We start from the raw sequence: 8739 nt of genomic DNA, 5'->3' as shown, positions 1-8739 counted from the left end.
CGGCGTCTGCAAGTTCTGAGCTTTAAAAGCAAAAGCGACGCCAAATCAGATTGCTCCGGTCTAACTGACTTGTATTGGCTTTAGCCGCAATACTGGTCAGTTCAGACCGTGGGAGCGAGGTTGCTCGCGAAGGCGGCGTCACGTTCACAGCAAATTCAGCAACTTTTTCCGCTTTTCGCGAGCAAGCTCCCACTGCTACCCGGTCTAACTGACCTGTATTGCCCTATAACAACCCTTGAGCCGCGCAGATCTTCACGATCTGCTCGCGCAACCAGCCGTTGGCCTCGTCATGATCGGCCCGCTCGCTCCAGATCATGTCCATGCTGAAGCCATGCAGGGCGGTCGGCAGTTCGCAGCTGCCGAGCCAGGTTTCCTGGCCCAGCAAGGCCAACACTCGGCGCGGCAGGGCCAGCACCTGGTCAGTGCCTTGCAGCAGTTGCAGTGCCGCGCGATAGCTGTTGGTGCGAGCGACGATCTGCCGCTCAAGGCCGTGCTGGCGCAGCCAGCCATCGATCATGTTGCTGTCCGAGGTCCATGGCGTAGGGTAGACATGCTGCCGTGCGGCGTAGGCCTGGATGTCCATGTGCGACTGCGCCGGCAGGCTGCAGCGGTCCATCACGCAGACCAGGTCGTCTTCCATCAGCACCTGGCTGCACAGCCCGCTCATCAGCCGATGAAAGCCGGGGCCGAAGCACATCGCCAGGTCGAAGCGGCCGTCGAGCAAGGCCTCGCCGGGCAGTTCGCGATCGAGTTTGTGGACATTCACGGTCACTGCCAGCCCGGCATCGCGGAACGCGCGCATCAGGTGCGGCAGCACCAGCAGCTCGAAGTACTCGGGCGCACAGAGGTTGAAGGTCTGCGCCGCTTCCCGGGGATCGAAGCACGGCAGGTCGTGGCACAGGTTGACCTGATGCAGGATCTGCTGCACATGGCCGTGCATCGCCTGCGCCTTGCGCGTCGGCAGCATGCCGCTGCGCGTACTGATGAACAGTTCGTCGCCGAACTGGCTGCGCAGTTTCTTCAGGCAATAGCTGACCGTGGACTGGCTGACGTGCAGGGCTTCGGAGACCAGGGTGAGGTTGCGCTGCTCGTGAATCGACAGGAAGACCATGAGGTCCTGCATGTCCAGTTTGCGCAGGATGTTGCTGTGCAGCATGGTCGAGTCTCGGCGGTCCTGACCGCCAGGCAGCCAGGCCCGGAACGGCCTGGCGCAGGCACGATACCACCAAAGCCGGCTCAGGCAGTGCGACCGGCATCCACGGCCGGGCCAGTCGGGCGCACTTGCATGTGCCGGGCATAGCCGTGCGGGTCGAAGCGCACGACCATCAGCAGCATCGCGGCAACCAGCAACCCCAGCCCCAGCCAGGCGGCGCTGAAGTTGCCCAGTTGATCGCGCAGCAGCCCGGCCAGCAACGGCGACAGGCTGGCGATCAGGTAGCCGATGCCCTGCACGAAGGCGGTCAGCGCACCGGCCTGCACACCATCGTCCAGGTGGTCCATCGACACGATCAGGCTCATCGGGAACAGCCCACCGATGCCCAGGCCGAGCAGACTGGCCCACACCAGGCTATAGGCCAGCGGCGCGAAGATCAGCCCGGCGAAACCACAGAGGATCAGGCCCAGCAGCGCCGCCAACACCCAGCGCCGGTCACGGCTGCGGTTGGCCAGGGCCGGGGTCACCAGGCCGGATACCACCTCCATCAGCGTCAGGTAGCCGAGCAGCAGCCCGGCCTGCTGGCCACTCCAGCCCAGCTCCACGTAATAGGGGGCCAGCCAGGCCAGCACGCAGGTATAGGCCGCCGTGCCCAGACCGAAGAAAATCCCCAGCAGCCAGGCGCGCGGCAGCCGCACGAAGGACGGCCGCGGGACAGCCGGCCCCGCCTGGGCAGCGTTCTGCACCCTGGCGCGCTGGCCGGCCCAGAGCAGCAGCGCGAAGACCGCCAGACCACTCCACACCGCCAGCCCCGCACGCCAGTCGCCGCTCAGGCCCTGTACGGTGGGCGCCAGGGACGCGGCCAGCGCCGCGCCGCCCATGATTGCCGTGACATACAGGCCCATGCACAGCGCAACGTTGGCGCGAAAGCGGGTCTTGATCAGCACCGGCATCAGGGCCTGGATCATGGCGATCCCCAGCCCCGCCGCTACCGCCGTGACGATCAGTGCAGCGGTCGAATCGGCGAACAGCCGCGCCAGGGTCGCCAGGCCGATCACCCACAGCGACAGGCTGATGCTGCGGTACAAGCCCAGCCATGCGGCCAGGCGCAGACCGAAAAACATCGCTAGGCCCATGGCCATGACCGGCAGCATGGTCAACAGCGACGCCTGAGCGAAATCCAGCGCTACCGCTTCACGGATGGCCCCCAGCAACGGCCCCACCGCCGCCATCGATGGCCGCAGGTTCAGGGCCACGGCCACTACACAGGCCAGCAGCCACACACCCTGGGCCCGGCTCATGCGCATGTCGTGCATAACAGATCTCCTCTTGAATCCAGGAGCCCATTAGGCCGAACGCCGCGTCGGGCGGGCAAACCAGAAAACGGGGCGGGCTATCGAGAAATTAGGATCAGGCGCTCTGCCGCCGGGCACTGCAGCGGCACTGGGGCCTGGCCTCTGCCGTAGGGCTCGGCTGCGCCTGGTCGACTGCCTGCCACCAGGTCTCGCCTCGGCACGGGTAGTCCAGGTAGAACGGCTGGCCCATTACCGGCGTGGTGACCTTGACGTTTTGCTCCCAGGCCAGGGCCAGGATGCGCTCGAAGGGTTCGTACCAGGTGTGCATCGACAGATCGAAGGTGCCGTTGTGGATCGGCAGCAGCCAGCGCCCGCGCAGATCCTGATGCGCCTGCAGGGTCTGCTCCGGCTGCATGTGCACCATCGGCCACTCCACGTTGTAGGCCCCGGTTTCCATCAGCGTCAGGTCGAATGGCCCGAGGCGTTCGCCGATCAGGCGGAAGCCGTCGAAATAACCGCTGTCGCCGCTGAAGAAGATCCGCTGCTCGCCGTCGAGAATGCTCCAGGAACACCACAGGCTGCGGTTGCCGTCCCACAGCGTACGACCAGAGAAGTGCTGCGAAGGCGTGGCGACGAACTCGATGCCGGCCACTTCGGTGGACTGCCACCAGTCCAGCTGGCGGACCTTGTGCGCCGGTACGCCCCATTCCACCAGGGTGTCACCCACGCCCAGGGGCGCGAGGAAATGCGCGGTCTTGTCCTGCAGAGCGCGGATGCTCATGCGGTCAAGATGATCGTAATGGTTGTGCGAGAGGATCACCGCTTCCAGCGGTGGCAGCTCGGCCAGGCTGATCGGCGGCTGGTGAAAACGCTCCGGCCCGGCCCACTGCACCGGCGAGGCGCGCTCGGCGAACACCGGGTCGGTCAGCCAGAAGCGGTTGCGCAGCTTGAGCAATACCGTGGAGTGGCCGAGGCGATACACGGTATTGTCCGGGGCGGCCAGCAGTTGCTGGCGAGACAGCGGCTGCACCGGAATGCGCCCGGCGGGCCGAGTGCCGGACGGCTTGTTGAAGACCTGATCCCAGAACACCCGCAAGGTCCGGGCCAGACTCAGCGGCTGCATCGGTGCGTGATTGCGGTAGCGGCCATTCTCGCGAGGCAAGACGGGCAAGGTTGAGGCAGGCGGGTTGTGGTCGATCCTGGCCATGGTGCGCTGACTCCTGGAAGCAGAGGGAGAAGTCTGGCGTGCAAGGTTTGTCAGTCGAGAACTGCGAACATGACAATTACACTACACGGTGTAGTTTTAAGCTTGCAGGAATACTCGAGACAAGTAAACTGCCGAGTGTAATTTTCTCTAAACGCACGTTTGAAGCGGAACCCTATGACCACCCCCATGCGCCTGACCGACCATAAACGCGAAGCCATCGTCCTGGCGGCCATCGCCGAGTTTCGCGACCGCGGGTTCGAAGTCACCAGCATGGACCGCATCGCGGCACGCGCGGAAGTCTCCAAGCGTACCGTGTACAACCATTTCCCCAGCAAGGAGGAGCTGTTCGCCGAGATCCTGCGCCGCCTGTGGAGCTGCGCCGCCCCTGCCCCGGACGCCGCCTACCACAGTGATCGCGGCCTGCGTGAACAACTGCGCGAACTGCTGCTGGGCAAGATGGCGACTCTCAACGACCCGCACTTCCTCGACCTGGCGCGGGTCGCCTTCGGCGCCACCATCCATTCGCCAGACCGTGCGCAGACCTGGGTCAACCGCCTCAACGAACGCGAAGAAGCCTTCACCGTGTGGATTCGCGCCGCCCAGCAGGACGGCCGCCTCAAGCCGCTGGACCCGGAATTCGCCGCCACACAGATCCACGCCCTGCTCAAATCCTTCGCCTTCTGGCCGCAGGTGACCCTCAATGCCGAGCTGCTGAGCGCCGAAAAGCAGCACCAGGTGGTGGAGTCGGCGCTGGACCTGTTCCTGGGCTGGTACGAAGTGCCGGGCGCCCAAGCGCACTGAAGCCTGGCGGCAAGGCTATGCACCTGCCGCGCAGCTCACCGGCAGTTCGATACGAATCACCGCTCCACCACCGGGCCGGCACTGCGCCTCGATCCGTCCCTGGTGCGCTTCGCAGATCGCCCGGGCAATGGACAGCCCCAGGCCGCTGCCGCCCAGATGCCGGGCCCGCGAGCTGTCGGCGCGCCAGAAGCGGTTGAACACCTTTTCCAGGTCCTCTTCGGCAATTCCGGGGCCACGGTCGAGAAAGGCCAGGACCATCCGCTCGTCCTGCTGGGTCTGCACGATCTCCAGCTCGCCGCCCGCCGCCGCATAGCGCAGGAAGTTCTCCAGCACGATGTTGAGCAACTGGCCGACCCGTTCGCGGTCGGCCCACAGTTGCTGGCCGGGCAGCAGCGCCAGGCGCAGGTTCACGCCTTCGGCCTGCAACTGCGGTGCGAACCAGGCCAGACGCTCTTCGACCAGTGCCGCCAGGATGAATTCGCGCTGCTCCAGGGCCAACTGGCCGGCGCGCGCCAACGACAGGGTATGCAGGTCGCCGACCAGAGTGCCCAGCAGGTCGAGCTGGCGCTTGACCATTTCCAGTTGCCGGGTGTCGGCGGGAAACACCTCGTCGAGAATGCCTTGCACCCTCACCGAAGCCGCGTTGAGGGGGGTGCGCAGCTCATGGGCGAGGATCGCGCTCGAATCGCGCACCTCGATCTCGTACTGCTGCAGGCGGGTGGTCAGCCGATTGAGGTCCTGGGCCAGGCAACGCACTTCATCCGGCGCCGTGGCCGCCACGTCGAAGCGCGTCTCCAGGTCCCCGGCGGCGACCTGGCGGGCCGCGGCGGCAATCGCCGAAACCTGCCCCGACAGCGGTCGTGACAGGCGAAACCCCGCCAGGAGGATCAGCGGCACGGCCGCCAGCACCAGGCACAGCAGCACCCACCAGTCACGGCTGGCGATGCCCGGCAGAAAACTCTCTACGGGGTAGTAGCGGCTGAACAGCTCCCAGAGCCGCTGCTCATTGGCTTGCGGCGCGGCGCGTAGCTCCAGCAGCTCGCTGCGCGCCGCCTCCGGGACGTTGCGCATGATGTACCAGTCGCCCCACAGGAAGTACAGATACATGCAGCCGGCGATCAGCACCACCGCGCCAATCGCCAGCAGGCTCATGCGCCAGCCGACCCACTGCCACAACGGCCGTTGAGGTTTCATCGCACGCCCCTGCGGCTCATGTGAAGCGATAGCCGACGGCGCGCACGGTCACCGGCACGCCCATGATCCCGGCGGCTTCCAGCTTGCGCCGCAGATTGTGCAGATGGGTATCGACCACCCGCCCCAGCGCGTCGCTCTCCGGCAGGCAGCGTTCGAGCAGTTCTTCACGGGTAAAGGCCTTGTGCGGGGTGCTCATGAGAATGCTGAGCAAGGCATATTCGGTGGGCGTCAGGTCCAGTGGGCACAGGGCGCCGTCAGCGCCCTCCACCCCAGCGCGCACGCTTTCCAGGTCCACCGCCAGGCGTCCGTGGCGCAGCCAGCGTTCCTCGAGAGGGGCCGGGGCACTGCGGCGCAGCACCGCGTGCACCCGCGCGACCACTTCCTTGGGGTTGTAGGGCTTGACCACGTAATCGTCGGCGCCGTAGCGCAAGGCACCGAGCTTCTCCGGCTCGTCGCCGACGGCGGTGACCATGATCACCGGTGTCTGCCCGGCGCGGCGGATCTGCGCCAGCACCTCGGTGCCGTTCAGGCGCGGCAGCATCATGTCCAGCAGCACCAGGTCGGGCCGCCACTGCTGGAACTGCTCCAGGCCGGCACGCCCGTCGGCCGCCAGGGCCACGACGAAGCCATCACGCAGCAGGTAGGCCTCCAGCACACTGGCACTGTCACAGTCGTCTTCGACGATCAGTATTCGTTTATCGCTCACGTCTGCACTCTTGACCAAATCTGAACAATTCCCCGAAGGAATCTTGATATTGCCTGCATAAGCTGCCGCCAACCATAACAGCCCCGGTCGGCAGGATCATGACAGCCCGTCCCTTCAACTTCCTCAGCGCGTTGCTCATCACCAGCCTGCTGGCCCTGCCGGGCTGTTCGCTGACCCCGGCCTATCAGCCGCCGGCCTCGCCCTTGCCGGCCCGGCTCGACGCGACCACCGCCACACCGACCAGCATCGGCCCGGGCGTGGCACTGCAGGACGACGAACGTCGCCTGCTCGGCGAGCTGAGCCACGAACCCTTGCTGGCGGAACTGGTCAGTCAGGCCCTGGCCGGCAATCGAGACTACCGGATCGCCCAGTTGAAGGTCGAGCAGGCGCGCAGTCGTTTCGGCCTGAGCCAAGCCGAGCGCTGGCCGGTCCTGGGCCTGCAGGTGCAGCGCCAGCACCAACGCTTCAACGACCCGGTCCTGGATGAACGCTACAAACAAGACCTGGCCACCGCCACGCTGGGGGTCAGTGATTTCGAGCTGGACTTTTTCGGTCGCCTGGCCAGCCTCAGCGAGCAGGCCCGCCACCAATTGCTGGCCAGTGACCTGGGCAGCCAGGCCGCACGCGGCGCGCTGGTGGCCGAGGTGGCGCGCCTTTACCTGCAGGCGCGGCAGGCGGACGAAGCGTTGCAGATCGCAAGCGACGCCGCCGAGGTCAGCCGGCAGTTGCGCGCCAGCCTGCAGACACAGGTCGCCGCGGGCGCCGTTGCCGCCGCCGAACTGGACGCTGCACAGAACGAGGAGCTGCAAGCCCGGCAGCGTTGGCAGGACAGCCAGAGCCAGCGCACCCAGGCTTACCAGGCCCTGGCCTGGGTCACCGGCTACCGGCTGCTGCCCTCGCCCATGCCGCCAGCGACCAGCCCCCTGGCGCCAGCAGAGCTGCCCGGCGAACTCGCCGACCTGCCCTCCGAGCGCCTGCTGCAACGCTTCGACGTGCGTGCCGCCGAACAGCGCCTGCGCGCCGCCGATGCCGGTATCGGCGCGGCGCGGGCGGCGTTCTTTCCGTCCATTCGCCTGAGTACCGGCCTGGGTGTCGCCAGCCCGGCGCTGCATGACCTGTTCAGCTCCGGCAGCGGCCTGCGCCTGCTCAGCCCGTCGCTGTCGTTGCCGCTGTTCGACGGTGGCCGCAACCAGGCCAATCTGAATGCCGCCCAAGTGGCCAGGCAAATGGCCGTCGCCGACTACCAGCGCACGCTGATCAACGCCTTCCGCGACATGGCCAGCGGCCTCGAACAACGCCGCCAACTGCTGGCGCAATGGCAGACCCTGCAAGCCCGCCAGCAACTGGCCCAGCGGCACAGTCAGCGCCAGGAGCAGCAATGGCAGGCCGGAGCCGGCAGCCTCCAGGCGCGTCTGCAGGCACGCCTGGACACCCTGCAGACCAGCCAGGCCCTCAGCCAGGCCAGCCAGGCACTGTTCGACAACCGCCTGCGCCTGTATCGCGCCCTGCACGGCATCGACGACTCCGTAGCACTTCCTGAAGCCAACCTTGAAGGTAACTCACCATGACCTACCGACCCAGCACCCGCCCCCTGCTTGCCCTGTGCCTCACGGCACTGTCCGGGCTACCCCTGGCCCAGGCCGCCGAGCCATCGCTGTGGGGCGACCACACCGATGTCAGCGTCGGCCTGGCAGCCGGTGCCGCGAGCCGCTACATGGGCTCGAAGGACTATCGACCGCAGGTCGTCCCGCTGGTCAGCGTGCAGCGCGGCGTGCTGTTCGCCGACACCACCCGCGGTCTTGGCCTGCAATGGCAATCGCCGCAGGGCCTGACCCTGAGCGGAGCGTTCAACTACGACTTCGGCCGTGACGATCGTGACAGCAACTCCCGTCCCGGCAGCGACCGCCTGCGTGGCATGGGCGAAATCAACGGCGCCACGGTCTTCGACCTCAACCTCAGCCAGGCCCTGACGCCTTGGCTGAGCCTCAACCTGGAAGGCGAATGGCGCGTGGCCGGCGAACAGCGTGGCGACCGCTACCGCATGGGCCTGGAAGCCATCACGCTGCACACCGACAGCGACACCCTGGCCGTGGACCTGGATGCCCACGCCGGTAGCCAGCGTTTCAACCAGACCTGGTTCGGTGTCACCCCGCAACAAAGCCTGAACAGCGGCTTTGCCATCGAGCGCAGCGATGCCGGGATCTACGCCTACTCCACCGCGCTGAACTGGCTGCACAACTTCGATACGCACTGGAGCTCGCTGGCCACGCTGACCGTGACGCATTACACCGATCAGGTCCGCGACAGCCCGCTGCTGCAGCGCAGTACCGCCGCGACCGGCACCCTCGCCCTGACCTACAGCTTCTGACCCAGGAGGTCCTGC

General features: G+C 66.5%; 8 protein-coding genes. 3 read left to right on the top strand and 5 right to left on the bottom strand.

The genetic code is table 11. The features are described from left to right. Positions 1-223: 223 nt before the first annotated feature. From RRX38_RS24530 to RRX38_RS24520, 3 genes are all read right to left on the bottom strand, one after another. Positions 224-1156, bottom strand: a complete 933-nt coding sequence (locus tag RRX38_RS24530; RefSeq protein ID WP_295477432.1) for a LysR family transcriptional regulator — start codon at positions 1154-1156, stop codon at positions 224-226. A gap of 80 nt (positions 1157-1236) precedes the next feature. After that, positions 1237-2469 (bottom strand): cyanate transporter, encoded by a 1233-nt coding sequence (locus RRX38_RS24525; RefSeq protein WP_315961007.1) that lies wholly within the window; start codon positions 2467-2469, stop codon positions 1237-1239. 94 nt (positions 2470-2563) lie between these two features. Beyond that, positions 2564-3655 (bottom strand): MBL fold metallo-hydrolase, encoded by a 1092-nt coding sequence (locus tag RRX38_RS24520; protein WP_315961006.1) that lies wholly within the window; start codon positions 3653-3655, stop codon positions 2564-2566. Positions 3656-3829: 174 nt separating this feature from the next. Here RRX38_RS24520 and RRX38_RS24515 point away from each other — a divergent pair, with 174 nt between their 5' ends. Then, complete coding sequence (locus tag RRX38_RS24515) at positions 3830-4456, top strand: TetR/AcrR family transcriptional regulator (protein WP_295477438.1); 627 nt, start codon at positions 3830-3832, stop codon at positions 4454-4456. Between the two features lie 15 nt (positions 4457-4471). On the opposite strand, the gene RRX38_RS24510 is transcribed toward RRX38_RS24515, so the two are convergent. Both RRX38_RS24510 and RRX38_RS24505 read right to left on the bottom strand, forming a co-directional pair. Then, positions 4472-5650: a sensor histidine kinase gene (locus tag RRX38_RS24510; protein ID WP_315961005.1), complete on the bottom strand. Its 1179-nt coding sequence runs from the start codon at positions 5648-5650 to the stop codon at positions 4472-4474. A 16-nt stretch (positions 5651-5666) separates the two neighbouring features. Next, positions 5667-6356, bottom strand: coding sequence for a response regulator (locus RRX38_RS24505; protein WP_315961004.1), 690 nt, complete (start codon positions 6354-6356; stop codon positions 5667-5669). A 98-nt stretch (positions 6357-6454) separates the two neighbouring features. On the opposite strand from RRX38_RS24505, the gene RRX38_RS24500 reads away from it, so the two are divergent. Together RRX38_RS24500 and RRX38_RS24495 are read left to right on the top strand one after the other, a co-directional pair. Next, complete coding sequence (locus RRX38_RS24500; RefSeq protein WP_315961003.1) at positions 6455-7924, top strand: efflux transporter outer membrane subunit; 1470 nt, start codon at positions 6455-6457, stop codon at positions 7922-7924. Next, a complete protein-coding gene (locus tag RRX38_RS24495; RefSeq protein ID WP_315961002.1) occupies positions 7921-8724 on the top strand; it encodes a MipA/OmpV family protein in 804 nt (267 codons plus the stop codon). Before RRX38_RS24500 ends, RRX38_RS24495 begins: the two co-directional genes overlap by 4 nt. Positions 8725-8739 lie beyond the last annotated feature (15 nt).

The sequence above is a fragment of the Pseudomonas sp. DTU_2021_1001937_2_SI_NGA_ILE_001 genome (genome assembly GCF_032463525.1).
Taxonomy (GTDB): domain Bacteria; phylum Pseudomonadota; class Gammaproteobacteria; order Pseudomonadales; family Pseudomonadaceae; genus Aquipseudomonas.
This window is presented reverse-complemented; position numbering and strand designations above follow the sequence as displayed.

Coding starts and splice junctions, on each gene's coding strand:
- RRX38_RS24530 (WP_295477432.1), bottom strand. CDS start 1,156: ATGCTGCACAGCAACATCCTGCGCAAACTGGACATGCAGGACCTCATG.
- RRX38_RS24525 (WP_315961007.1), bottom strand. CDS start 2,469: ATGCACGACATGCGCATGAGCCGGGCCCAGGGTGTGTGGCTGCTGGCC.
- RRX38_RS24520 (WP_315961006.1), bottom strand. CDS start 3,655: ATGGCCAGGATCGACCACAACCCGCCTGCCTCAACCTTGCCCGTCTTG.
- RRX38_RS24515 (WP_295477438.1), top strand. CDS start 3,830: ATGACCACCCCCATGCGCCTGACCGACCATAAACGCGAAGCCATCGTC.
- RRX38_RS24510 (WP_315961005.1), bottom strand. CDS start 5,650: ATGAAACCTCAACGGCCGTTGTGGCAGTGGGTCGGCTGGCGCATGAGC.
- RRX38_RS24500 (WP_315961003.1), top strand. CDS start 6,455: ATGACAGCCCGTCCCTTCAACTTCCTCAGCGCGTTGCTCATCACCAGC.
- RRX38_RS24495 (WP_315961002.1), top strand. CDS start 7,921: ATGACCTACCGACCCAGCACCCGCCCCCTGCTTGCCCTGTGCCTCACG.